A 22,645-nucleotide genomic window follows, 5' to 3' on the forward strand; every position below is an offset into this window, starting at 1 on the left:
AATTATCAGAAGGTTTATCATGAAAATACTCGTTGCCGGAGCGACAGGAAGTATTGGTCTTCATGTCGTGAATACCGCTATTGAAATGGGCCATCACCCCGTGGCGCTGGTCAGAAATAAGCACAAAGTAAAATGGCTTCCTCGTGGAACGGATGTTTTTTACGGCGATGTTTCCATGCCCGAAACTCTCACCGATTTACCGAAAGATATTGCTGCGGTCATCTTCACGCTCGGTTCCGATGGCCAGGGTCGTATTGGTGCCAGAGCGATAGATTACGGCGGTGTGCGTAACATTTTGCGCATCTTCAAGGATACCCCTGTTCGTATCAGCTTAATGACCACGATTGGCGTGACTGAACGGCTCAGCACCTGGAATCAACGTACTGAGGTTCATGACTGGAAAAGACGAGCCGAACGTCTGGTCAGGGCGAGCGGCCATCCCTACACCATCGTCAGGCCCGGTTGGTTTGATTACAACAAGGATGATGAGCACAGAATCGTTATGCTGCAGGGCGATCGACGCCATACGGGAACGCCGGAAGATGGCGTGATATCCCGAGAGCAAATCGCCCGGGTTCTGGTCAGCGCCCTGAGCAACGATGCGGCAAAAAATAAAACGTTCGAGCTGGTGGCAGAACGAGGGGAAGCGCAGCAGGATCTCACCCCTCTGTTTGCAGCTCTGCGGACGGATCATCGCCAAAAAAATGATGGAATTCTGGATATGGACAATATGCCCCTCAGTGAAGAGCCTGAGTGCATTATTCACGAGCTGAACTGTATTCCAGCTAAGCTAAAAACCTGACAATTTTGTCATATCGCGGTCAGCCTGATGACAGCTTAGATCGGTATATTTAACTATCAAGACGGAGGGCCTTCCTCCTGACAGAAGTCCAGTTTCAACCCTATTATTTAAAAGAGGTATAGAATATGAAAGCACGACTTATTACGCTATTGTTCATGGGATTTATTGCTGTGAATGCCGCATCTGCAGCTCAGGAACTTAATCATGCAGATGGCAAAGAAAAAATAGGTGTGGTCTCAGCCAGCAATGCCCTTACGCTTGATGAGTTATCGACTGCGCTTTCTCGTAAGGCCGATGAGCAAGGTGCCACGTCATTCAAAATCCTGTCCGCGACCGGAAATAACAGGCTACACGGAGTGGCTGAAATCTATAAATGAATCATTAGCATCCTGTAAAGGATGTTTCATAAACCTTTTATTATGAGCATCGATTTATGTTCAGAACAGAAGACATCATCGATGAGATAACCCAATGGATTGATTCAAACTTACACAAACCGCTGAGGATTGAGGATGTTGCTGCGCGGGCAGGATATTCCAGGTGGCATCTTCAGCGGGTTTTTGTACAGGTAAAAGCAGTGAGCCTGGGGAAATATATCAGAGATAAGAAACTCAGTCTGGCGGCAAAAGATCTTATTGAGACAGATGAACCCGTGATCAGCATAGCCTATAAATATGGATTTGACTCACAGCAGACCTTTACACGCATTTTTTCTAAAAATTATAAACTGCCACCATTAAGGTATCGACACGCTAAAAGAATAAAATAATAACAACGGCTTGAACCACGCAAATTTTTTAATATCACGCAAACAGAAATTTATTCCAGCTGCAGGCCTTTTTACTCCAACAGCGTCTTGTTCTGAACGAGGCTCATAGCCTATGGTATACGGTTGTCACGCCCGGTGTCTGCGCCTTTAGCCATTGTACATCGGCAGGAAAACAGACCCGCAGCCGATCGCTATCTGAGCCACGTCGCCACATCATCTATCCACGCGAAACATGAGCTTTTAGGTATCTGACGTACCGTTATTTATTAGCCGGGCATGGGATCGGTGTTTTGCAATATCCAGTCTGCAAGAACGCCATTGAACAGGGGAGATTAATCCCCCTTTTAAGCCACTACCCGCTACCGCCTTTTAGTGCCTGGTTACTTCATCCACCGGCAGGCATGATGTCAAATGAAACGCGAATTTGTGCGTCGCTGCTAGAGGGTTATCTCAGAGATTCGCTGCCAGGGATGTTGTGAGGTTAATCACCTCCTCCCCTGGCCCACAGCAGACAGCGCCAGGAAACATGCCGTTTTACTGGCGCAAGGAGCGGACCTGCAGGAGAGACTCACGACTTAATCAGGATAAATATTGTGCGGATTGCGCCGCAAATTGCCCATCACGATCTCTTTAGATGGTAGGGTGATATTCTGTCGTTAAATGAGGGAAGCAAATGATTGTAAGGACCTGGCACGGTTGTGTCCCGCTTAAACACGCAGAAGGTTTTGCGAATCATCTTCAGCGGACAGGCGTGGAACACGCAAGGAGTATCGAGGGGAACAGAGGCGCCTTTGTGCGCAGGGAGACTCAGGGCGATCGGGAGCACTTCTTTCTGGCGACTTACTGGCAGGATTTACCGTCGGTGAAAGCATTTGCTGGAGAAAACTATCAGGTCGCAGTTACTTATCCAGATGACGAAGAATTTGAGCTCCTTTCCGACCCCTACGTCTTTCAGCATGTTGTAGAAGCTATTTCACCGCTTTAACGCCATTTCCGGGGCCCCCTTATCGGTCACCCGGAATGGTCGTAACCTTGCAAAAATTCTCCTTCTCAGCGTTCGCTTCTGGCACAAGCTGACAGGTAATGACCGGAGGAGTATCACTTAACCGTGAGCAGGTCGGCATAGCGCGTGGTATATCTCGGCGAAAGCATTTCCCGTTTCATCCGCCACTGCGGCTGGATACCCTGTCCGGCGAAATAAAGCGTTTCGCGCCCCTCTTTCGCATTCAGACGATCCAACACCTCCATCAGCTTCTGGCTGTTGTGTCGCGGCGCATTTTCATCGAACAGGTTAAGCTGCGCCACCCCCTGACTATAAAAGTCACCCAGCATAACCCCCCCTTTCTGATACCGCTGACCATCTTTCCAGATGGCATCCAGGCAGCGCATCGCCGCGCCGATAATATCCCGGCTGTCCTGGGTGGGGGTCAGCAGCTTTACCGATGCGCTGTTGCTGTAATACGGCTCGTTGTGCGCAAATGGCGAGGTTTTAACAAACGCGGAGATAAAGCGGCAATATTGATGCTCGCTACGCAGTTTCTCCGCAGCCCGTGTGGCATAGCTGCAAATAGCCTGCCGCATCTCCTCATATTCCACGATGTAGTGGCTGAAGGACCGGGAGCAGATAATCTCCTGTTTGATCGGAGCAAATTCTTCCAGTTCAAGACATGGCTCGCCGCGGAGTTCACGCACGGTTCTCTCCAGCACAACGTTGAAATGCTTTCTGATAAACCGAATATCGGTGTCTGCCAGCTGCAGGACGGTCCTGATGCCCAGCCCTTCCAGTTTTTTCTCAATCCGCCGACCTACGCCCCAGACGTCACCGACATTTAATGCCGCCATGAGCCTCCGCTGACGCGCAATATTTGACAGATCGACCACCCCTCCGGTCTGCCGTTGCCATTTTTTGGCCGCATAGTTCGCCAGTTTGGCCAGGGTTTTGGTCTGAGCGATCCCCACCCCAACCGTCAGATGCGTACGTTGCAAAACCGTGGCTCTGATTTCGCGCCCAAACTCCGTCAGATCGCGACAGTTGCGCACGCCGGTAAGGTCACAAAAAATCTCATCAATAGAGTATATTTCGCAGCGGGGAGACATCTCCTCGATCGTGGTCATCACCCGATTGGACATATCCGCATAGAGTTCATAGTTGCTACTGAAGCAAACCACCCGGTGACGCCTGAAGAGATCCTTCAGTTTGAAGTACGGTTCACCGGTTTTCACCAGCGATTGCGCTTCGGCAGAACGCGCAATAACGCATCCGTCGTTATTGGATAACACCACCACGGGCCGCCCCTTCAGGTCCGGGCGAAAAACGGTTTCACACGAGGCATAAAACGAATTCACATCGCACAGCGCAAACATGATCAGCTCACAGACTTCACGATGTAGGTCACCACCCCGAAAATATCCAGACGATCTTCGCGGCCAATCACAATCGGTGAATAGGCGCTGTTTTCAGGCTTAAGCATCGCAACGGGATGCAGTTGCAGGCGCTTAACGGTAAATTCGCCATCGACCGCGGCAATAACGATATGGCCATGCTCAGCCTTACGGGAGCTATCCACCACCAGCAAATCCCCTTCGCCAATTCCGGCGTCGATCATTGAATCGCCGGTGGATTTCACAAAATAGGTCGCGCTCGGGTGCTGAATCATCAGTTCATTCAGGTCAATACGCCGCTCGACATAATCCTGTGCCGGACTCGGAAAGCCGCATGGCACAAGATCGCTGAACAAAGGCAACGCCACGATCTGGCGTAGGTCGGCAGGTGTGAAAAACCGCATGATAATCACCATCAAAAATACTGTATACACATACAGTATTATCGATCGATGAAAGAAATCAAGGGCTGCCTGCGTGCTAACGGAGTACTGGCGGCGTATCCCTCTGATTTCATGACGACTCTTTGTGCTTATAAGGCAAGGCTCTGGTCTGCAGGGCAAGGCAGCGAGAAAAGGCGGACGATAAAGCAAAAGCTACGGTCACCGACCGGCACGATAAGAGATATCACTCGCCAGATGCCCACCACAAACACGAGCGCTGGCAGAAGAAGTGACCAGAAAATTGGCAAAGAGTAAGTCGCATCTCTGGAAATTTGCGCCGATTGGGAGGAGGATAGTCTCTGTGCAACCGACCGTTATGGGCCATCGCTATCCCCACCATACCGGCGATGTATCCGACATACTGAACTGGAGATTCTTATGTATTACACGTTAGGAGATACCACCCTCCACTTTTATCGCTATCAGTGCCGATTCTACGTCGCCCATTGGGACGGCGGTAATGTCATGAGCGATAAGTTCAAGCAGTTCATTGAGTTGATTACCGAAAAAACGGGTATTGATTCAAAGCGCGTCGAAGCCGTTGCGCGGGACTACTTCAATAACGTGGATTGACGCCGGTCGGAATCCGCACAGGTTTTTATTTCTCATTCGGGCACAGCAGTCCGGTGAGCGTTTATGGATGAACAGCCCGTCGTTACCCGCTCACGGAGGGCTGTCACGCGCGATCCGCGCGCGTATTGTGCTAAACAGGCCTCTTCAGCAGGTCTCTCGCGAGACCTGCTGCCTCATGTTTCACTAAAGCTCCCGCCACGCCGCCCGCTTGCTATTTCCAGTGAGTTATTAATCAGATATCGCCTGCTACCGGCCTCTTTTTCCTGCTTATCTGCCTCACAGGCCAACCGCAGCGTATCCGATGTTTTTGAGCGAAAAATCCATTATCAATAACCATATAATGCTACGCCATCGCGGCATGATTGGCACAAAATCTCGCACTAACGGCATAAACAGAATTAAAAAAACTTTTTTCACATTCCATTAAAATATTTAGTTAGGATTTTTCTTAATCCTGGAGTAGATTCGCTTTCATAAAAGCAAGAATATCCATGAACTTCTCGGGGACTAAACCACATGGCAAACTTATTCTTTTTAGTATTAGCTATAGTACTGCTTCTGGTTGCTGTTTTTTCTCTCGTTTCTTATATCAAGGACAGAAAAAAGCAGCAGTTTACGTTCAAAAAAAGGCGTTAATAACAAACCACCACTGGAGAGGCACGCATCGGTGAACTTTCTAAAATGAATTTATCTTAATGTTCGATAGTCTGACATGGCCCGTTTAACGCGAGATCGCGTCAAAAGGTTGACGTCGCTTTAAACGCACAGGTCATGAGTTTTAGCCATATTACGCATAAGCAAATCCAATTAATAATATTGCATTAATAAGATTTTAATTTCTCGTGGGTTACTCAAGATGGTGATTCGACGGCCTTATCAACATCGAAGGACGATTGATACTGACAGGTCGTGCCGCGAAATTAAAATGCTGTTTGCCCTCTCGGTGGTCTGCTGCTGGCCACCCGAGTTCATCCGCCGGTGTCATCCCTCCGCATCCTTCTCCCACAAATCGTCTGCGAACGTCAGGTCATCTCATACTCGGTGCCATCAGGACAATGGTTCCTCTCGCCAGCCATCGAAATCCGTTGATTCTCATCGCTATCCCGCAATAAAAAGTAACAATTAAGCCCCTACCCTGAATAATTTCGCTCGAGTAATATCACTCTGCCAAATAATTTGATTTGTTATATTACATAAATATTACAATCGTTAAATTTTATTGTTTTTTATTGTATTTAACCATTAAGGATGACGGGAAGGATGGAACTGCCAGACCTGCTAAGCCAGATCTTTGACCGTATACGGCGCGATTTGGATTTTTCTTTATTTTTATCAGCATTACAACAAAATAATGTCGCGTATTACATCTACTACCTTCCTACTGGAAATATTAAATTCGTAACAAATACAGATGCGGTTGTATCTATGAAAAGCAACCGGGATCTGTTGATCGTGAGTACCAAAATCAATCTTGCCAAAATAAAATTAGCGGCAAAAAAGCATTTCGCCGGGGAGTCCGGCTACGATGAGTTTTGCATCGCTCTGGCTGGCTCTGGCGTGTTCAAATGGGTCACCGATCTGAATGATAAAAAACGCCGCTACTGGTCGGTCGATAACATTCTTTTGTATGTCGACGATATCACCTGCCCGGAGAATGCGCTGTAGACGTTGAGTGAACTCCTGCACGCCCACAAAAATGCGATAACCGAATATATTTGCAGCCCCTGTCAGTACGCCTGCAGGGGTACAGTGAGCGGCCATTTTCCGCTTCAGTCCGCGAAATCATCGCCGCATACGCCACAGAACCAGGAGCGTCTTTGAGCTTCCCGCCCAACGGGAGAGGCTCTGTCGGGTTAAGGGAAAGGAGATGCCTTCCGGCGGCGGGATAGCAAAACAGCGCGGCCAAATCCACTCAGGTCGCTCTGACCTTACCGCAGCGTGGTCAGCCTGAAATGATGCGATTAATCTGTCGATTCTCTCTCCTTTATCATGAGAAAGAGCATGGTACTCGCGACACCATCTGGACGTCATAGAGCATCCCTTTTTTCCAGGGCCCGGCGCGATCAATTCTCCCCCGCTGCATCGAGCGGAGTGGGCTCCGACATATTTATCGCCGATGCTATTTCACACTCTGACATCATTGTTACCCGCAGTAATAACCTTCCGCACTGTCTTTACCCATATTGACTAAATAATACTATCGACGCATAAAGATCATGAAATACAGATAATTTACGCTGTGCTTTTATTTATTAAAACAGCGCTATCTCTCTCTTCAACGCCGCTGCGCCGACTAGCGGCAGCGATTTTCGTTTAAAATAAAACAAAACAAACTATTACAATGCGCTAATTCATTGTTAAATAGGATTTTTCTTAGCAAAGTAAGACTGTATCTCATTTTTGCCACAGCGCTTGCAAAGATAATGGTAGTGAAATATCTTAGCTGCAATGCATGAATAAAAGAAAATTTATAAAAAATATAACATTATCATATTTTTCCCTGACGATTAACTGTGAACACTAAATGACTAGAATCTTACTTAATATAAAAAATATTTACTTCCGCTTTGCCATAATGAAATTAATTGAAGATCTCATCATTGAGCATGAAAACATTACTTATGATTTCAACTACAATATAAAAAACATCAGCACTGCCGATATCATCTTTACAGAGATGGTGGTGGGCGAATTTTCTTTATGTCATGACACGCTGAATAACAGAAGCGACGCCGCCAGAATTTTCATCATTCACTCCCAAAAGGGCCCTGTGGTAAAAAATCCACTCCCCAACTGCATTAAAGGATCTGTATTTATCTACGAAAAAGATTTACCTGGCAATATCAAAAAGACCATGGCAAAAGCACTGGATGTCAGCAGCATAAAAACTACGAATGAATCAGCATCATGCGGCCTCAGGAGATGTCTTGACTGCCAGTGCAATTCGGTCACCGCGATACAGTTAAAGATTCTCTATGCCACCAGCATTGGATTAAATACTTCCGATATTGCCAATAAATTAAGCATGAACTATAAAACGGTGTTTTCACACAAACGGAATGTAATGACTAAATTTAATCTTGCCAACAAACAGGAACTGCAAAAATTTGCTAATCTGTTTGGCCAAAAAAAGAAGTAAATCAAACCGTTACCTGCCTCTGCATTAAGAAAGGTTGACTCAGAAATGCATCGGCCTTTTACATTATGTTAATAAGAATATACGGACCACAGGGTGATAATCAAAAGAAAACAGACGATAAAGATTAAAATAACAGCGACCATACAAAGTATTCCGTAACGGGCAACAATTAGACTGCGTTGACTTTATTATGCAACCATCGGATATTCAAGAACGCAGCATGATTTTCAGTCCACGGATTAAAAACGCAAGAAAAATCTTAAGTCACGATCGTCGATCGGTTTACCTTTTCGGCCACCGCACCTGCAGCGTATTCCTTAATGTCGGCTAAATAAAGTCGTAGTTTTTGGGGCGCGATCACCATATTCCCTGCGCTACGCTAAATGAGCCCTCCGTGCGCTGGCATTTATACTGCGGCCGCGACAAGGATAAAGACGGGCCTGCGCAAAAAGGAAGTTATCCCCCTCTGACATAACGTCAGAACGGACTATCGTAGCCAATAATATTGCCAAAAAATCAGGGCGCGGATAACCGCGCCCTGATGAAATGGTGCTGAGGTAAGCGTTATGGGTGCTTCTCGATATACATCGTACGGCTATAGGCAACATCTTCCGGGTTATTAATCGGATACCCTTTTAGCCACGGCTTAATCAGACGCCCGTTGGTATACTGATAGATCGGGGCAACAGGCGCTTTGCTCATGATGATTTTTTCCGCCGCATTGTAATCATCATTACGCGCTTTATCCGAGGTTTCCTGTGCCGCCTGGCTCAGAATCTTGTCATAGGCCGGGTCGTTGAAACGGGAAATATTCCCGCTGTGGGTCGAGGTCAGCAGCGACAGGAAAGTGGAAGGTTCGTTATAATCCCCTACCCACGAAGCGCGAATCACATCAAAGTTACCGGTGTTGCGGCTATCGATATAGGTTTTCCACTCCTGATTCTGCAGCTTCACATCCACGCCGAGATTTTTCTTCCACATCGAAGCAACCGCAATCGCGATTTTCTGGTGGTTTTCTGAAGTGTTATACAGCAGCGTCAGCTGCAGCGGACGACCGGGACCGTAGCCTGCCGCCTGCAATAGCGCTTTGGCCTGAGCGTTCAGCTCGGCCTGACTCATGCTTTCCATCTGCGACGGCTGCGGTACAAACCCGGCGGTCACGTCCGGCGTAAAATGCCAGGCCGGTTTTTCGCCGGTTCCCAGTACCTTCTCCGCCATCAGACGACGGTCGATAGTCATGCTCAGCGCCAGACGCACGCGCTCATCGGCGGTCGGACCTTTCTGAGTATTAAAGGCGTAGTAATAGGTTCCCAGCTGCGGCGGCGTATACACCTGGCCCGGAATATCCTTCAGCAATTTCTGATACAGATTCTTCGGGAAAGACTCGGTGATATCAATATCGCCGGCCAGATAGCGTTTCGTTGCCGAGGACTCCTGATTGATCGGAACAAACGTCACCTGCTGAATAACCGTTTTCGCATTATCCCAATAGTGGCTGTTCGGCACGACCACCAGTTTCTCGTTAACGACGCGATCTTTTAAAACGTAAGCGCCGTTGCCGATAAGATTGCCCGGACGCGTCCAGTTAGCACCGCTCTCTACGTTCGCTTTCTGTACCGGATAAAAGGCGAAGCTGGCCGTCAGATTACTGAACCACGGCAGCGGTTTATCCAGCTGCACGCGCAGGGTACGCGCATCAACGGCGGTGACGCCCAGCGTCTGCGGCGCCGCTTTACCATCGATAATATTTTGCGCGTTGCTGATCCCCGCCAGCGCGGCGAACCAGGCGAAAGGCGAGGTGGTTTTCGGGTCAACCAGACGCTGCCAGCTATAGACAAAGTCCTCTGCGGTCACCGGTGAGCCATCGGACCAGCGCGCGTTATCGCGCAGCGTAAACGTCCAGACGCGGTTATCATTACTCTGCCAGCGGGTCGCCACGCCTGGGATAATATTGCCTTTCGCGTCCTGGTTGACTAAACCTTCAAAAAGATCGCGAATCACCTGAATTTCCGGCAGACCAACGGCTTTGGCGGGATCTAATGATGCGGGTTCATCTTTAATATGCCGTACCAGCAGCTGCTTTTCGGCTAATACGGTTCCCTGGGGGACATCCGCTGCCCAGGCAAGAGAAGAAACGCTGGCTAACCACAGCGCGCCGCATGTCAATGTGACAGGATACTTCATGAGATCCCCTTTAAAATAAAAGAACCAGAGCTGGCAGAGCGATAATTATTTGTTTCATCACCTGAAATTGCAAACGGCTTGTGATAGAAAATTGACATGTCCACTGATTTAGCCGCCCCAGGAAACTATTTGATTCCGGGAGGCTTTTACACAACACTGCAGAAAATAACCTGCTAACAGGATGCCCTATGCCCGTTTCCCGTCCTCGCCCCCTGCGCGGCGCCTTTCCGCCCGGTACGCAGCGCTATGGTCAGTCACATCTTGGCGCGCCGCTGCTCTGGTTCCCCGCCCCGCTGGCGGACAGCCGCAGCGGCCTGATTCTTGCCGGTACCCACGGCGATGAAAACTCATCGATCGTGACGCTCTCCTGTGCGCTGCGTACCCTGAAACCGGAATTACGCCGCCATCACGTCGTGCTGGCGGTGAATCCCGATGGCTGTCAGCTGGGACTACGGGCCAACGCCCGCGGCGTCGATCTGAACCGCAACTTCCCCGCGGCAAACTGGAAAGAAGGGGAAACGGTGTATCGCTGGAATAGCGCGGCAGAACAGCGCGATGTGGTACTGCTGACCGGCGAAAAACCCGGTTCAGAACCGGAAACCCAGGCACTGTGCCAGCTGATCCATCAGATCCACCCGGCGTGGGTCGTCTCCTTCCACGATCCGCTGGCCTGCATTGAAGATCCCGGCCACAGCGAGCTGGGACAGTGGCTGGCCGACGCGTTTGCCCTGCCGCTGGTCGGCAGCGTCGGTTACGAAACCCCCGGCTCTTTTGGCAGCTGGTGTGCCGATATCGGCCTGCCCTGCATCACCGCCGAGTTTCCGCCCATCTCAGCCGACGAAGCGACGGAAAAGCATCTGTCGGCAATGATGGATCTACTGCGCTGGCACGCTCAGAGATGAAGCACCCCGGTGCTGAAATGCAGCGCCGGCTCAACATCTACCGCCAGCCAGGTCGGGCCATCCAGATCGGCGAAACGCGCCAGCGGCACCAGCGGGAGCGCCGCTGAAATGGCCCGCGACGTGCAGAGCATGCAGCCCAGCATACGTTCAAACCCCAGCTCCCCGGCCTCCTGCGCCAGAAACAGCGCTTCGGTCAAGCCACCGGTTTTATCCAGCTTAATATTCACCATCTCATAACGCCCGCGCAGCTGCGGCAGGCTATCGCGGGTGTGGCAGCTCTCGTCGGCACAGATGGGCAGCGGGTGAATAAAATTTTCCAGCGCGTCGTCGGCGTCCGCTGGAAGCGGCTGTTCGAGCATGGCCACACCGATGTCCGCCAGCAGCTGACAGCGCGCCGCCAGGCCATCGCTGGACCAGGATTCATTGGCATCCACTATCAGCGTCGCCTCTGGCACCACGTTGCGAATGGCAATCAGCCGTTCGCTGATCAGATGATTATCCAGTTTCACCTTCAGTAGCCGGGCCCCCTTCTCCCACAGCGCGGCGGCGCTGGCCGCCATCTGTTCAGGGGTTCCGATCACGACCGTCTGCGCCGTCACCACCCGATTGGGGAGTCCGATACCCAGCAGTTGAGGAATCGTTTTCCCGACGCGACGGGCCTGCAGATCCCACAGCGCACAATCTACGGCGTTGCGCGCGGCCCCTGCCGGCAGCAGATGCTGGAGCTGTTCGCGGGTCATGCCGCTTTCCAGCTGCTCGCCAATGGTGAGGATCTGCGCCATGACCGACGCGAGGCTCTCACCATAGCGCGGGTACGGCGTGCACTCTCCAACGCCTTTTACGCCGTCCTCTTCAATTTCCACCACCACCACCTTCGCCTCGCTGCGACTGCCGCGGGCAATCACAAAGGGCGTATGTAACGGCCAGGCTTCTTCGTACACTCGCAGGTTTCGCATTCCCAGGTTCCTCCAGGGGAAACATTAAATAGGATTTGCCGTGCCGATAACGGATGTCATACACTACCCGTGACGTTAACTATATGTAAACAGGAAGATAAACATGTCACAAACCGTGCATTTCCAGGGCAACCCCGTTTCTGTTCAGGGCACCATTCCGCAGGCTGGCGCTACCGCGCAGCCGTTTACGCTGGTCGCCAAAGATCTCTCTGACGTCGCGCTGAGCCAGTTCGCCGGCAAACGTAAAGTACTGAATATTTTCCCGAGCATCGATACCGGCGTTTGCGCGGCATCGGTTCGTAAATTTAACCAACTGGCCTCCGAGCTGGATAACACCGTTGTGCTGTGCATCTCTGCCGACCTGCCGTTCGCCCAGTCTCGCTTCTGCGGCGCGGAAGGCCTGAACAATGTCGTCACCCTGTCCACGCTGCGCGCTCCGCAGTTCCTGGCCGATTACGGTGTCGCCATTGCAGCCGGTCCGCTGGCCGGTCTGGCCGCGCGTGCGGTGGTCGTTATTGATGAAAATGACCAGGTTGTTTACAGCCAGCTGGTGAACGAAATCACCGAAGAGCCGGACTACGATGCGGCCCTGGCTTCGCTGAAAGGCTAAGACCACAAGCTATCCCGGAAAATGGCGTCACCGCCGGCCTTCCGGCTACGTTAAGCCTCCGTTCTGCGGAGGCTTGTTTATTTCTGCGGCGCATAGCGCGAAATCAAACGCGCAATCATCGGGCCGGTCAGCAAAATGGTAAACAGACGCAGCGTCTGCATCGCCATAATAAACGACATATCCGCCCGCGTACCTGCGGCAATAATCGCCACCGTATCCAGCCCGCCGGGGCTTGTCGCCAGATAAGCGGTCATAAAATCGAGCGGCAGCACCTGGGTCACCCCCAGCGCCAGCAGCGCACAAACCACAATCAGGCCGATAATGGAGGCGATAATCTGCGGCAGCGTTTTCAGGGCCAGCAGGAAGATCTCTTTATTAAACTTTAGTCCAACGCTCCAGCCAATGGCGGCATATGCCAGCGCCAGCAGCCATTCAGGCAGCTCAAGCATCCACCAGCCCTCTCCCTGCACCACCGCGCCCGCCAGCATCGGGAATAGCATCGCACCGGACGGGAAACGCATTCTCAGCCCCAGCCATCCCGCGACCATCGTCAGCAGCAGCGTCCACGGCAGCTGCCACGTCAATGGTGGAAACCAGACGATCTGCTGGGTCATCGCCTGCGCATCGCCGCCCAGGGCAAAACGCACCACCAGCGCCGCCGCGCCCGCGACAAACAGCACCCGCAGATACTGCATCAGGGCCACCAGCCGCACATCGGCGCCATACTCCTGCGCCATCACCACCATAGCCGACGCTCCGCCAGGCGAACTGCCCCACGCACCGGTCGCGCCGGGGAGCGCGCTATAGCGCACCAGCAGCCACCCCGTCAGCGCGCTGACGGCAAGCGTGGAGAAGAGGATAAGCAGCACCAGCGGCCAGTGCCCGATGAGGACGCTAAAAACAGAGGGGGTTAAGGTGCGGGCAATCATGCAGCCGATAATGGCCTGAGCGGCAATAAAAAACGGCCGCGGAACGCGAATGCTCGCCCCGCGCAGACTCAACGTTATCCCGGCGATCATCGGCCCCAGCAGCAATGCCGCAGGCAGGTGCAGCCCGAACAGAACCCCGGAGAGTCCGGCAGAGAGTCCCAGCAGTTTCATCCACTGAAGCAGATGACCCGGCGAAGTTGACATCCGTATTCCTGGAAAAAGATGAAGAAAACTGAGTATATACAGAAGCGGGCGAAAGGTTGAAGCCTCTATGGCGTCAGATTGTCACCGGCCGCCTGAGCCGCCGGTGACAGCGCCTACTCTTCGCCTTTCTTCTGGCTCAGACCGTATTCACGCAGCTTGTTGGCGATCGCGGTATGCGATACGCCGAGGCGCTTCGCCAGCTTACGGGTGCTCGGGAAGCTGCGATAAAGCTGGGTCAGCACCGAGCGTTCAAAGCGACGGGTAATATCATCCAGCGACCCTTCCATCGCCTCTTCGCCAACCGGTAGCGAGGCCACATCGTGATCCGGCAACAGAATATCCTGCGGACGCATCTCATAGCCTTCGAGCTGGGTCAGCGCGCGGTAAACTGCGTTCTTCAGCTGGCGAACGTTGCCAGGCCAGCTATAGCGGGTCAACACCGTGCTGAGGTCGGCGGAAAGCTTCGGTCGCGGGATCCCCTGTTCGTCGGCAAACCGGGAAACAAACAGCTCCGTCAGCGGAATGATATCCTGCGGACAGTCGCGCAGCGGCGGCAGGTAGAGGGTGAGCACGTTGAGGCGGTAGTAGAGATCCTCGCGGAATAATCCCTTCTGCACCAGCTCCACCAGATTTTTCTGCGTCGCGCAGATGACCCGCACGTCGACGTGAACTTCGTGATCTTCCCCGACGCGCCGGAAGGTGCCGTCATTAAGAAAACGCAGTAGCTTGGTCTGCATACGCGGCGACATTTCGCCGATTTCATCCAGCAGGACCGAACCGCCGTTCGCCTGCTCAAAGAAGCCTTTTTTGCCTTGAATAGCGTCGCCAAACAGCTCGCTTTCCACCGCATCTTCCGGGATGGAGCCACAGTTCAGCGCCAGATAGGGTTTGTTTGCCCGCGGGCTGGCCAGATGGCAGGCGTGGGCGAGTAAATCTTTGCCGGTTCCGGTATCGCCGACGATCAGCAGCGGCGCGCTGAGCATCGCCAGCTTACGAGCCTGTTCGACGACATGGCGCATTTTCGGGCCGACGGCGAGGATTTGACTGAAGGCACTGGTGTCCTGCGTCGTCATGGTTTGCAGCTGACGCCCCATACGAACGGTGGAACGCAGCATCGCCACCGCACCGGTCAGGACCCGTTCGCCGTGTTCGCCTTCAAGGTAGACCGGGGTGATTTCCAGCACGAAGTTCTGGCCGTTAACCACCACATGCTCGCTATGCGACTCCTGCGGGCTGCTCTCCAGCCAGCGCTGGACGTTAAAATCGGTAATTAACTGAGCGACCGGATGATTGCGCAGCCGCTCCGGGCTCTGCGCAAACAGCTGGCAGCTGGCGGGGTTCGCCAGTTCAACCTTGCCTTTGGTGTCCAGCGACAGCACCGGCTCCGGCATCGCCACCAGCAGCGCGCTGAGCGCCAGGTGTTCACGCTCCGACGGCATCCACGGCACGGTACGCACATCGGTGACGCCGGCAATCCGGCGGATTTCCGCCATCAGGCTGCTGAAGCTGGCAAACTCCAGCTCGGCAAAATTAAGATAAATTCGGCCAATGGGATCAATGTCGATGCCGCGCAGATCGATACCGCGGAGCACCAGCAAATCAAGCAATTCACGAGTCAGACCAAGACGATCTTCACAAAAGACTTCAAGACGCATGGGAGTATTCACCCTAAAAAGGCCAATGACGGATGAATAATAGGACAGTTATTTGCTGGCGTGAAGATAGCTGTCAACAATTATTGACAGCATGGCGGAAAAACGGCCGTTATGGCGTAAAGATATCCGTTCAAAGCCCCGGGCGCCGGGGGAGATGTCCTAAAACCGCCGGTCGCCCGGCGGTTATCAGAAGGCGATCAGGGCTGCGGACCGCTTTTACTTTTTTGCAGCGTCTCTTTCAGCTGACCAATCAGTTCACGACGGAAATCGCCCAGCCGCGGTTTGTCGTCAGCGATCCACGGTAGCGGGCGACACAGCTCCATGGCCTTAATCCCCAGACGTGCCGTAAGCAGTCCGGCGCCAATCCCCTGCGCCGCACGCGCTGAAAGTCTGGCTGCCAGGTCCTGCGACATCCAGTCCATGCCCACTTCCCGCACCAGTTCGCTGGCGCCGGCAAAGGCGATATTCAGCAGCACCAGGCGGAACAGACGCAGGCGGCTGTAATAACCCAGCTCAATGCCATACAGCGTGGCGATGCGGTTGATCAGGCGTAAATTACGCCAGGCGATAAAGGCCATATCCACCAGCGCCAGCGGGCTGACGGCGATCATCAGCGTGGACTCCGCCGCCGAACGGCTGATTTCCCGCCGCGCCTGGGCATCCAGCACCGGCTGCACCAGCTGCGCATACAGGCTGACCACTTCCCGATCGTTTTGCGTTTCATGAATCGCCGCATACCAACGCTGCAGCGCAGGATGCGCCTGATCAAGCCCGGCCTGCTGCGCCAGTTTCTCGCAAAACGCGCGCCCTTTTCCGACCGCGTGACTGTGCATCAAATCCCGCGCCTCGTCGCGCTCATGGGCCCGCTGGCGCAGACGCCACAGTCGCCGCCATTCGGTCGCGACCGACCCAACACCGGCGCCGACAATCAGCGCTCCCGCCGCACAGCCGCCGAGCGCAATCCAGTCCTGGGTTTGCCAGGCGGTCAGGGTCCACTGTACGCCCTGCGCCACAACGCTGACGCCAAAAATAGCCAGACCGGCGCTGACCATGCGGCGCCATAAACTACGTTTTGGCCGCAGAACCGATTCGACCACCGCTTCTGCCGCCCCTTCGTCTTCCTCCAGCGCATCCACTCGCGCCGGGGCAAATTTCGCCGCTTCCGCGCCGTCAAAGGCACGTGCCGATTTCAGCGCCTCCATTTTCTCCGCTTCCAGCGGACCGTCGAAGTCGATACGCGGTTTTAAGGGTTCGCTCATCGCAATTTATCTCCGATCAAAAATTCAAGCGCGGCATCCAGGCGGATATGCGGCAGCGGCTTATCGACGTCCATCACCTGCGGACGGAAATTCTCAAACTGAAACCCCTGCTGCTGCCAGAACGCCTGACCCGGCAACCGGGCCGGAACCTCTCCGGGGTAGACGGTCAGCGGCTGACCGTCGCTCAGGCGGTTGCCGCGCAGCGCGGGGATCTTCTCGCCGTTAACCTCAATCAACCCGCTCTGCGTCGCCTGAATCGATGCCAGTCCCAGACAATCCATACTGATGCCTTCGAACGCGGCATTCTGCCAGGCGTCCTGAATCAGCTGCTGCAGCAGAGAAACCATATTGCCGTGTTGATCGACGGTGACATGATCGGCTTTGGTCGCGGCAAACAGCAGCTTGTCGATCACCGGGGAAAACAGACGGCGGAACAGGGTTCGCTGACCGTAATGGAAGCTCTGCATCAGCTGAGTCAGCGCCAGGCGCATATCGTTGAAGGCCTGCGGGCCGCTGTTCAGCGGCTGCAGGCAGTCCACCAGCACGATCTGGCGGTCAAAACGCAGGAAGTGGTCTTTGTAAAAGCCCTTAACCACTTTTTCGCAGTAATATTTAAAGCGTTCGCGCAGCATTCCGGCGTTGCTGTGTTTATCCGCCTGGGCCAGCTTCGCTTCACCAATTGCGTCCACATCCGGCCAGGGGAAAAACTGCAGGGCCGGCGCCCCGGCCATATCTCCCGGCAGTACAAAGCGTCCCGGCTGAATAAAGTGCAGACCTTCTCGTTTACAGGCATGCAGATACTCCGTCCACGCGGCGGCAATCTCCGCCAGACGGTTTTCATCCGCCGGTGCCAGCGGATCCAGCCCGTCACAGAGCTGACGCCAGCGGGCTGACCACGCCTCACGCTGCCCTTGCAGCAGGCCGGTCATCTGCCGCGACCAGCTGAGGTAGTCCTGCGCCAGCATCGGTAAATCAAGCAGCCACTCGCCCGGATAATCGACAATCTCCAGGTACAGCGTGGAGGTCTCTTTAAAATGGCGGAACAGCGATTCGCTGGAGCGGTAACGCAGCGCCAGACGAATTTCGCTCACTCCGCGGGTCGGCGTCGGCCAGACCGGCGGCGAACCGTACAGCTGCGCCAGCCCTTCATCATAGGTAAAACGCGGAATGCCGAAATCACGTTGCGGAACCCGTTTGACGCCAAGCAGGCGCTCTTCTCTCACCGCGCTAAGCAGCGGCAGGCGCGCCCCGGAGTGAATATTCAGCAGTTGATTAACCAGCGCGGTGATAAAGGCGGTTTTACCGCTGCGGCTCAGCCCCGTAACCGCCAGACGCAAATGGCGGTCAACGCCGCGGTTCACCAGCGCATTAAATTCAGTTTTGAATCGCTTCATTGCCATCCTGTTATGCTCTGAAGGAAAGTGCTTTGATTATAAGCTATTAGGTGAGGATAAGTAGCAAGATTCCCGCCCGTGATGCCGGAGGCTGAGCGCTGATGGCATTCACCTCAGTGGCTGCGCGCAGGCGCGCCTGCGCGAGTTCACCCCGTCCACCCCGTCGACGTCGGTACGATGCGCCTGACGCATCGCCTCGTTCGATCATTTCATCCCGCGGGCAAAACGATTGGCCAGACGGCTGAGCAACGGTTCCAGCGCCACCGCCAGCAGCATTTTTAATGGCCGACGCGCCACCGATTTCACCGCCCAGCCGGCAACGCCCGCCGGGCCATAACGTAACGCGGTCAGCAGAACCAGCTTACCCGCGATTTTCAGGCCGGGTTTCACTTTTTGCCCCGCCTGCTGCCATTTTATATTCATGCGTGACCTCAGATTTCAGTTAGAGCTGGCGAAAACGGCTGCGTAACGTAAAGGTATCCGACGTGACATAGCGTTCCATTTCGCGCAGGCGGCGTTCGCTGGCCGCCAGTTCTTGATCCGCCGCGGCCAGCAGCTCACCGCTGGTCGGCATTTTCTCGCCGTACAATTCACTTTCCGGCATCGGGTCAAGAGCGAATGTCAGGATGATGTACGCCACCACCACAAAGAAAAACAGGCCAAAGATCATCGCCAGTACGGTAATCAGTCGTACCAGCTTGACCGGCACATCCAGATACTGCGCGATACCGGCGCAGACGCCTTTTACCATGCCGTGCTGCGGCACGCGCCACAGTTTTTTATTCAGATCCAGTCCGCCCATTATTTGTCTCTCCAGTTCGGATGTTCGGCATCAAGAATGTCTTCCAGCGTCTGAATACGTTCGCGCATGCGCTTTGCATCGTCGGTCAGCTGCAGCAAACGCTGCTGTTCATTCTGCGATAAGCTGCCGCTCGCGGTGCGGTTGTTGTAGTGCAGCCAAAGCCAGACCGGTAAAACGAACAGCACAAACAGCGTCAGGGGTATGGCAATAAAAAGCGTACTCATGTGTACTCCTTACAGTGAGTGAACGGCGGCGCATAGCAGCGCCGCAACGCGTTATCCTTCAGAACGTCGGGGCATCGACCCACGACCAGCTTTAGCTGAGGCCGCCAGACCTGGCCTGCCTGTCCCGAAGGCGCTGGCCTATGCCATTAGTTGTTTTGATTCATTTTGCTTTTCAACGCCGCCAGCTGTGCGCTGATTTCATCATCCGCTTTCAGGTCGGCAAACTGCTGATCCAGCGTTTTCTGTTTACCAAAACCGTGGCTTTCCGCTTCGGCTTCCATATGATCGATGCGGCGTTCAAAGGATTCAAAACGCGCCATAGCTTCATCAATTTTACCGCTATCCAGCTGACGACGCACATCGCGGGAAGAGCTGGCCGCCTGATGACGCAGAGTCAGCGCCTGCTGGCGAGCGCGGGTTTCGCTCAGTTTATTCTCCAGCTCACCAATCTCTTTTTTCATGCGCGTCAGCGTTTCATCAACCATCTGCGCTTCATTTTCCAGACTGCCGATAAGGTCGGTCAGCTTTTGCTTTTCGATAAGCGCGGCACGCGCCAAATCTTCTTTGTCTTTACGCAGCGCCAGTTCCGCTTTTTCCTGCCACTCGGCCTGCTGGGCAAGCGCTTGTTCAATTCGGCGGCTCAGCTGTTTCTTTTCCGCCAGCGCGCGTGCCGAAGTCGAACGCACTTCGACCAGCGTATCCTCCATCTCCTGGATCATCAGACGAACCAGCTTCTGCGGATCTTCCGCTTTCTCCAGCAGGGAGTTGATGTTGGCGTTCACGATGTCGGCAAAACGAGAAAAAATACCCATAACGTTGATCCTCATAGTTCTGATTTCAGGCCGGGGCCTGTGATGATACTTACGCTGATTAATACAAATCCTGTGCCAACTTTTTATCTTGTTGATTTTAAAAGGAGTGGTTGTTATCTGCACAGCAGGTTGCTACAGTAACCTGGTGAATCACACGATTAAATGGCGAATTTCATCATGGCGGAATACAAGGATAACCTGCTCGGAGAAGCGAACAGCTTTCTCGAGGTGCTGGAACAAGTGTCGCGGCTGGCGCCGCTGGACAAACCGGTGCTGGTCATTGGTGAACGCGGCACCGGTAAAGAGCTTATCGCCAACCGCCTGCACTTTCTCTCTTCGCGCTGGCAGGGACCGTTCATCTCCCTCAACTGCGCGGCGCTGAATGAAAATCTGCTGGATAGCGAACTGTTTGGCCATGAAGCCGGCGCCTTTACCGGAGCCAGCAAGCGTCATCCGGGACGCTTTGAGCGCGCCGACGGTGGAACCCTGTTCCTGGATGAGCTGGCGACAGCGCCGATGCTGGTACAGGAAAAGCTGCTGCGGGTAATTGAATATGGCGAACTGGAGCGCGTGGGCGGCAGTCAGCCGCTGCAGGTCAACGTGCGTCTGGTGTGTGCGACCAATGCCGATCTGCCGCAGATGGTTGAGGCCGGCCATTTCCGCGCCGACCTCCTCGACCGCCTCGCCTTCGATGTGGTGCAGCTGCCGCCGCTACGCGACAGACAGAGCGACATTATGCTGCTGGCAAACCAGTTCGCTATCCAGATGTGTCGTGAACTGGGTCTGCCGCTGTTTCCCGGCTTCAGCGATCGCGCCCGCGAAACGCTGCTCGGCTACCGCTGGCCGGGGAATATTCGTGAGCTGAAAAACGTGGTGGAGCGCTCGGTCTATCGCCACGGCACCAGCGACAGCGAACTGGATAACATCATCATTAATCCGTTCCATCAACCTCTGCCGCTTCAGTCGCCCCCCGCAGACGTTGCCGCGAATCCCGCCGGGCCAACGCTACCTCTGGATCTGCGGGCCTTCCAGCAGGAACAAGAAAAAAACCTGCTGCAGACGAGTCTGCAGCAGGCGAAGTACAATCAGAAACAGGCGGCGGCGCTGCTTGGGTTAACCTACCACCAGCTGCGAGCGCTGCTCAAAAAACATCAGCTGTGAGACCGACGCGGCAGCATCAGGGCGCTGACCACCGTTGCCCCCAGGCACATCGCCGCGTTAAACCACAGCGCATACTGGGCGGCGCTGGCCATACCGAGCGGTAAAAACAGCGCAAAAAGTGACGCTGTCACCGCAATTCCCATCGCCCCACCCAACGAGCTGCCCATTTTGTAAATCCCCGAGGCGACGCCCACTTTGTTTTCCGGCGCGTTGACTACCGCCGTGTCGGTAGAGGGTGTCGCATAGCACCCCAGCCCGAGGCCAAACAGCACGTTGCTGAGAAAAACGGTGACGATATAGAGCGACTTATCGAGAAAGGTGCAGGAGATAAGCACAATCGCCACGGCGGTCAGGAGCGGCCCGGTCATCATCGGCAGCCTGGCCCCGTAGCGCTGCAGCAGCTTTTCCCCCACGCGGATCATCGCCAGAACGGTCACCAGATAGCCCAGCGTCATGCCGCCGGTCTCCAGCGGGCTCATATTGTGCCCTTTTTGCAGCCAGATACTGGTGATCATCATCGTGCCAATCGCGCCGTTAAGCAGAAAGTTTGACAGCACGGCGGCGCTGTAGGCCCGGTTGCGAAACAGCGCAAAATCAATCAGCGCGGCGTCCCCTTTGCGCAGGCCGCTGCGGATGAAAAACCCTGCCGCCAGCAGCGAGCCGGCAAACATCGTCAGCGACAGGCCGCTGCTCCAGCCCCACCCGTGCCCCTTACTGATAAACAGATTCAACAGCACCAGCGACGCGATCAGGCTCAACAGGCCGCTGATATCCAGCTTTTGCTGCTGCGCGCCGGCGCTACGGCTTTCCGGCGTGCCGCGAAGCAGCAGCAGCGCCACCAGCGCAACGGCAATGGAAAAGACGAAGATCCAGCGCCAGCCGAGACCGGTCGCGATGGCGCCGCCGACGAATGAACACAGCCCGCTACCGCCCCACGAACCGATAACCCAGAAGCTCACTGCGCGCTGGCGGGCCTTGCCTTCATACCAGGTTTTGATCAATGCCAGGGTCGCGGGCATGATGCAGGCCGCCGACAGCCCCTGTAAAACGCGCCCGGCGAGAAACAGCCAGGGTCCCTGGGCCAGGATCAGCAGCGCACTACCGGCAATACTCAATCCTAAGCCGATATGGGTCATGCGCATCCGGCCAAATTTATCCGCCAGCCCGCCGCTGGCGACAACAAAGCAGCCGCTGAAAAGTGCGCTGAGGCTGACGGCAAGCGTCAGCGTCTCAAGGGAAATATCCAGACTGTTTTTCATTGCCGGCACGACGTTGATAACCGACTGGGCAAACAGCCAGAAGGTCAGCACGCTCAGCACGATGCCCGCCAGCAGACGATCGGTGCCGACAAACGGTGTGTCGGTCAGAGATACGGAGCTCATCGAGTGCCTCCGGGATACTTCGTCCTTTTAGGACGGCGAGGAAAGGAGCTGGGTTTCCCCCTG

24 protein-coding genes and 1 pseudogene are annotated in these 22,645 nt (G+C 54.2%); 12 read left to right on the top strand and 13 right to left on the bottom strand.

Going from position 1 to position 22,645, the window contains the following annotated elements; translation table 11 throughout:
- Window positions 1–19 precede the first annotated feature (19 nt).
- The 5 genes and pseudogenes from DSD31_RS14580 (at window position 20) to DSD31_RS14600 (ending at window position 2,556) form a co-directional block, all read left to right on the top strand.
- Entirely contained in the window at window positions 20–802 is a 783-nt protein-coding gene (locus tag DSD31_RS14580; RefSeq protein WP_032717314.1) for an SDR family oxidoreductase, read from the top strand.
- A gap of 125 nt (window positions 803–927) precedes the next feature.
- Entirely contained in the window at window positions 928–1,179 is a 252-nt protein-coding gene (locus DSD31_RS14585; RefSeq protein ID WP_015584531.1) for a YdgH/BhsA/McbA family protein, read from the top strand.
- A 56-nt stretch (window positions 1,180–1,235) separates the two neighbouring features.
- On the top strand, window positions 1,236–1,571 hold the full coding sequence (locus DSD31_RS14590; RefSeq protein WP_015584532.1) for a helix-turn-helix domain-containing protein: 336 nt from the start codon (window positions 1,236–1,238) through the stop codon (window positions 1,569–1,571).
- A 260-nt stretch (window positions 1,572–1,831) separates the two neighbouring features.
- A pseudogene (locus tag DSD31_RS14595) lies at window positions 1,832–2,050 on the top strand (LysR family transcriptional regulator); the annotation flags it as partial.
- A 194-nt stretch (window positions 2,051–2,244) separates the two neighbouring features.
- Entirely contained in the window at window positions 2,245–2,556 is a 312-nt protein-coding gene (locus tag DSD31_RS14600; RefSeq protein WP_015584544.1) for a hypothetical protein, read from the top strand.
- Between the two features lie 113 nt (window positions 2,557–2,669).
- Here the strand turns inward: DSD31_RS14600 and DSD31_RS14605 are convergent, their stop codons facing one another.
- Both DSD31_RS14605 and DSD31_RS14610 read right to left on the bottom strand, forming a co-directional pair.
- Window positions 2,670–3,935, bottom strand: coding sequence for a Y-family DNA polymerase (locus DSD31_RS14605; protein WP_113991137.1), 1,266 nt, complete (start codon window positions 3,933–3,935; stop codon window positions 2,670–2,672).
- A gap of 2 nt (window positions 3,936–3,937) precedes the next feature.
- On the bottom strand, window positions 3,938–4,357 hold the full coding sequence (locus DSD31_RS14610) for a translesion error-prone DNA polymerase V autoproteolytic subunit (protein WP_015584546.1): 420 nt from the start codon (window positions 4,355–4,357) through the stop codon (window positions 3,938–3,940).
- A gap of 417 nt (window positions 4,358–4,774) precedes the next feature.
- On the opposite strand from DSD31_RS14610, the gene DSD31_RS14615 reads away from it, so the two are divergent.
- From DSD31_RS14615 to DSD31_RS14625, 4 genes are all read left to right on the top strand, one after another.
- A complete protein-coding gene (locus DSD31_RS14615) occupies window positions 4,775–4,969 on the top strand; it encodes a hypothetical protein (protein WP_015584548.1) in 195 nt (64 codons plus the stop codon).
- A gap of 516 nt (window positions 4,970–5,485) precedes the next feature.
- On the top strand, window positions 5,486–5,605 hold the full coding sequence (locus DSD31_RS26205; RefSeq protein ID WP_137056547.1) for a small membrane protein: 120 nt from the start codon (window positions 5,486–5,488) through the stop codon (window positions 5,603–5,605).
- Between the two features lie 624 nt (window positions 5,606–6,229).
- Window positions 6,230–6,634, top strand: coding sequence for a DUF1398 domain-containing protein (locus tag DSD31_RS14620; RefSeq protein WP_113991138.1), 405 nt, complete (start codon window positions 6,230–6,232; stop codon window positions 6,632–6,634).
- An 859-nt stretch (window positions 6,635–7,493) separates the two neighbouring features.
- Window positions 7,494–8,108, top strand: coding sequence for a helix-turn-helix transcriptional regulator (locus DSD31_RS14625; protein WP_048757143.1), 615 nt, complete (start codon window positions 7,494–7,496; stop codon window positions 8,106–8,108).
- Between the two features lie 564 nt (window positions 8,109–8,672).
- On the opposite strand, the gene DSD31_RS14630 is transcribed toward DSD31_RS14625, so the two are convergent.
- Window positions 8,673–10,292 carry a peptide ABC transporter substrate-binding protein gene (locus tag DSD31_RS14630; protein WP_004861189.1) on the bottom strand — a complete coding sequence of 540 codons (1,620 nt, stop codon included), beginning with the start codon at window positions 10,290–10,292 and terminating at the stop codon, window positions 8,673–8,675.
- A gap of 188 nt (window positions 10,293–10,480) precedes the next feature.
- On the opposite strand from DSD31_RS14630, the gene mpaA reads away from it, so the two are divergent.
- Window positions 10,481–11,194: a murein tripeptide amidase MpaA gene (gene mpaA / locus DSD31_RS14635; protein ID WP_015584551.1), complete on the top strand. Its 714-nt coding sequence runs from the start codon at window positions 10,481–10,483 to the stop codon at window positions 11,192–11,194.
- Here mpaA and ycjG read toward each other — a convergent pair.
- Window positions 11,185–12,150 carry an L-Ala-D/L-Glu epimerase gene (ycjG, locus tag DSD31_RS14640; protein WP_004861183.1) on the bottom strand — a complete coding sequence of 322 codons (966 nt, stop codon included), beginning with the start codon at window positions 12,148–12,150 and terminating at the stop codon, window positions 11,185–11,187. The two genes, mpaA and ycjG, sit on opposite strands and share 10 nt — an antisense overlap.
- A 103-nt stretch (window positions 12,151–12,253) precedes the next feature.
- On the opposite strand from ycjG, the gene tpx reads away from it, so the two are divergent.
- A complete protein-coding gene (tpx, locus tag DSD31_RS14645) occupies window positions 12,254–12,760 on the top strand; it encodes a thiol peroxidase (protein ID WP_004861181.1) in 507 nt (168 codons plus the stop codon).
- 77 nt (window positions 12,761–12,837) lie between these two features.
- Here the strand turns inward: tpx and DSD31_RS14650 are convergent, their stop codons facing one another.
- The 8 genes from DSD31_RS14650 to pspA all read right to left on the bottom strand — a co-directional run bounded on the left by DSD31_RS14650 (window position 12,838) and on the right by pspA (window position 20,039).
- The gene (locus tag DSD31_RS14650) at window positions 12,838–13,893 is read right to left on the bottom strand and encodes an AbrB family transcriptional regulator (RefSeq protein WP_004861179.1); all 1,056 of its coding nucleotides are present in this window, start codon (window positions 13,891–13,893) and stop codon (window positions 12,838–12,840) included.
- A gap of 113 nt (window positions 13,894–14,006) precedes the next feature.
- On the bottom strand, window positions 14,007–15,548 hold the full coding sequence (gene tyrR, locus DSD31_RS14655) for a transcriptional regulator TyrR (protein ID WP_004861176.1): 1,542 nt from the start codon (window positions 15,546–15,548) through the stop codon (window positions 14,007–14,009).
- Between the two features lie 197 nt (window positions 15,549–15,745).
- Window positions 15,746–16,807 (bottom strand): YcjF family protein, encoded by a 1,062-nt coding sequence (locus DSD31_RS14660; protein WP_004861173.1) that lies wholly within the window; start codon window positions 16,805–16,807, stop codon window positions 15,746–15,748.
- The gene (locus tag DSD31_RS14665) at window positions 16,804–18,201 is read right to left on the bottom strand and encodes a YcjX family GTP-binding protein (protein WP_004861170.1); all 1,398 of its coding nucleotides are present in this window, start codon (window positions 18,199–18,201) and stop codon (window positions 16,804–16,806) included. The genes DSD31_RS14660 and DSD31_RS14665 overlap by 4 nt, the downstream gene beginning before the upstream one ends.
- Window positions 18,202–18,405: 204 nt before the next feature.
- Window positions 18,406–18,624 carry a phage shock protein PspD gene (pspD, locus tag DSD31_RS14670; protein WP_004861166.1) on the bottom strand — a complete coding sequence of 73 codons (219 nt, stop codon included), beginning with the start codon at window positions 18,622–18,624 and terminating at the stop codon, window positions 18,406–18,408.
- Between the two features lie 19 nt (window positions 18,625–18,643).
- The gene (pspC, locus tag DSD31_RS14675) at window positions 18,644–19,003 is read right to left on the bottom strand and encodes an envelope stress response membrane protein PspC (RefSeq protein ID WP_004861164.1); all 360 of its coding nucleotides are present in this window, start codon (window positions 19,001–19,003) and stop codon (window positions 18,644–18,646) included.
- Window positions 19,003–19,227 carry an envelope stress response membrane protein PspB gene (gene pspB, locus DSD31_RS14680; protein ID WP_004861160.1) on the bottom strand — a complete coding sequence of 75 codons (225 nt, stop codon included), beginning with the start codon at window positions 19,225–19,227 and terminating at the stop codon, window positions 19,003–19,005. Before pspB ends, pspC begins: the two co-directional genes overlap by 1 nt.
- A 146-nt stretch (window positions 19,228–19,373) precedes the next feature.
- Complete coding sequence (gene pspA / locus DSD31_RS14685) at window positions 19,374–20,039, bottom strand: phage shock protein PspA (RefSeq protein WP_004861156.1); 666 nt, start codon at window positions 20,037–20,039, stop codon at window positions 19,374–19,376.
- A 162-nt stretch (window positions 20,040–20,201) separates the two neighbouring features.
- Here pspA and pspF point away from each other — a divergent pair, with 162 nt between their 5' ends.
- Window positions 20,202–21,200 carry a phage shock protein operon transcriptional activator gene (pspF, locus tag DSD31_RS14690; RefSeq protein ID WP_162098163.1) on the top strand — a complete coding sequence of 333 codons (999 nt, stop codon included), beginning with the start codon at window positions 20,202–20,204 and terminating at the stop codon, window positions 21,198–21,200.
- On the opposite strand, the gene DSD31_RS14695 is transcribed toward pspF, so the two are convergent.
- Window positions 21,191–22,582, bottom strand: coding sequence for an MFS transporter (locus tag DSD31_RS14695; RefSeq protein WP_004861147.1), 1,392 nt, complete (start codon window positions 22,580–22,582; stop codon window positions 21,191–21,193). The two genes, pspF and DSD31_RS14695, sit on opposite strands and share 10 nt — an antisense overlap.
- Window positions 22,583–22,645 lie beyond the last annotated feature (63 nt).

Source organism: Klebsiella sp. X13 (assembly GCF_003323835.1).
GTDB lineage: Bacteria > Pseudomonadota > Gammaproteobacteria > Enterobacterales > Enterobacteriaceae > Klebsiella > Klebsiella ornithinolytica.

Coding starts and splice junctions, on each gene's coding strand:
- DSD31_RS14580 (WP_032717314.1), top strand. CDS start 20: ATGAAAATACTCGTTGCCGGAGCGACAGGAAGTATTGGTCTTCATGTC.
- DSD31_RS14585 (WP_015584531.1), top strand. CDS start 928: ATGAAAGCACGACTTATTACGCTATTGTTCATGGGATTTATTGCTGTG.
- DSD31_RS14590 (WP_015584532.1), top strand. CDS start 1,236: ATGTTCAGAACAGAAGACATCATCGATGAGATAACCCAATGGATTGAT.
- DSD31_RS14600 (WP_015584544.1), top strand. CDS start 2,245: ATGATTGTAAGGACCTGGCACGGTTGTGTCCCGCTTAAACACGCAGAA.
- DSD31_RS14605 (WP_113991137.1), bottom strand. CDS start 3,935: ATGTTTGCGCTGTGCGATGTGAATTCGTTTTATGCCTCGTGTGAAACC.
- DSD31_RS14610 (WP_015584546.1), bottom strand. CDS start 4,357: ATGCGGTTTTTCACACCTGCCGACCTACGCCAGATCGTGGCGTTGCCT.
- DSD31_RS14615 (WP_015584548.1), top strand. CDS start 4,775: ATGTATTACACGTTAGGAGATACCACCCTCCACTTTTATCGCTATCAG.
- DSD31_RS26205 (WP_137056547.1), top strand. CDS start 5,486: ATGGCAAACTTATTCTTTTTAGTATTAGCTATAGTACTGCTTCTGGTT.
- DSD31_RS14620 (WP_113991138.1), top strand. CDS start 6,230: ATGGAACTGCCAGACCTGCTAAGCCAGATCTTTGACCGTATACGGCGC.
- DSD31_RS14625 (WP_048757143.1), top strand. CDS start 7,494: ATGACTAGAATCTTACTTAATATAAAAAATATTTACTTCCGCTTTGCC.
- DSD31_RS14630 (WP_004861189.1), bottom strand. CDS start 10,292: ATGAAGTATCCTGTCACATTGACATGCGGCGCGCTGTGGTTAGCCAGC.
- mpaA (WP_015584551.1), top strand. CDS start 10,481: ATGCCCGTTTCCCGTCCTCGCCCCCTGCGCGGCGCCTTTCCGCCCGGT.
- ycjG (WP_004861183.1), bottom strand. CDS start 12,150: ATGCGAAACCTGCGAGTGTACGAAGAAGCCTGGCCGTTACATACGCCC.
- tpx (WP_004861181.1), top strand. CDS start 12,254: ATGTCACAAACCGTGCATTTCCAGGGCAACCCCGTTTCTGTTCAGGGC.
- DSD31_RS14650 (WP_004861179.1), bottom strand. CDS start 13,893: ATGTCAACTTCGCCGGGTCATCTGCTTCAGTGGATGAAACTGCTGGGA.
- tyrR (WP_004861176.1), bottom strand. CDS start 15,548: ATGCGTCTTGAAGTCTTTTGTGAAGATCGTCTTGGTCTGACTCGTGAA.
- DSD31_RS14660 (WP_004861173.1), bottom strand. CDS start 16,807: ATGAGCGAACCCTTAAAACCGCGTATCGACTTCGACGGTCCGCTGGAA.
- DSD31_RS14665 (WP_004861170.1), bottom strand. CDS start 18,201: ATGAAGCGATTCAAAACTGAATTTAATGCGCTGGTGAACCGCGGCGTT.
- pspD (WP_004861166.1), bottom strand. CDS start 18,624: ATGAATATAAAATGGCAGCAGGCGGGGCAAAAAGTGAAACCCGGCCTG.
- pspC (WP_004861164.1), bottom strand. CDS start 19,003: ATGGGCGGACTGGATCTGAATAAAAAACTGTGGCGCGTGCCGCAGCAC.
- pspB (WP_004861160.1), bottom strand. CDS start 19,227: ATGAGTACGCTTTTTATTGCCATACCCCTGACGCTGTTTGTGCTGTTC.
- pspA (WP_004861156.1), bottom strand. CDS start 20,039: ATGGGTATTTTTTCTCGTTTTGCCGACATCGTGAACGCCAACATCAAC.
- pspF (WP_162098163.1), top strand. CDS start 20,202: ATGGCGAATTTCATCATGGCGGAATACAAGGATAACCTGCTCGGAGAA.
- DSD31_RS14695 (WP_004861147.1), bottom strand. CDS start 22,582: ATGAGCTCCGTATCTCTGACCGACACACCGTTTGTCGGCACCGATCGT.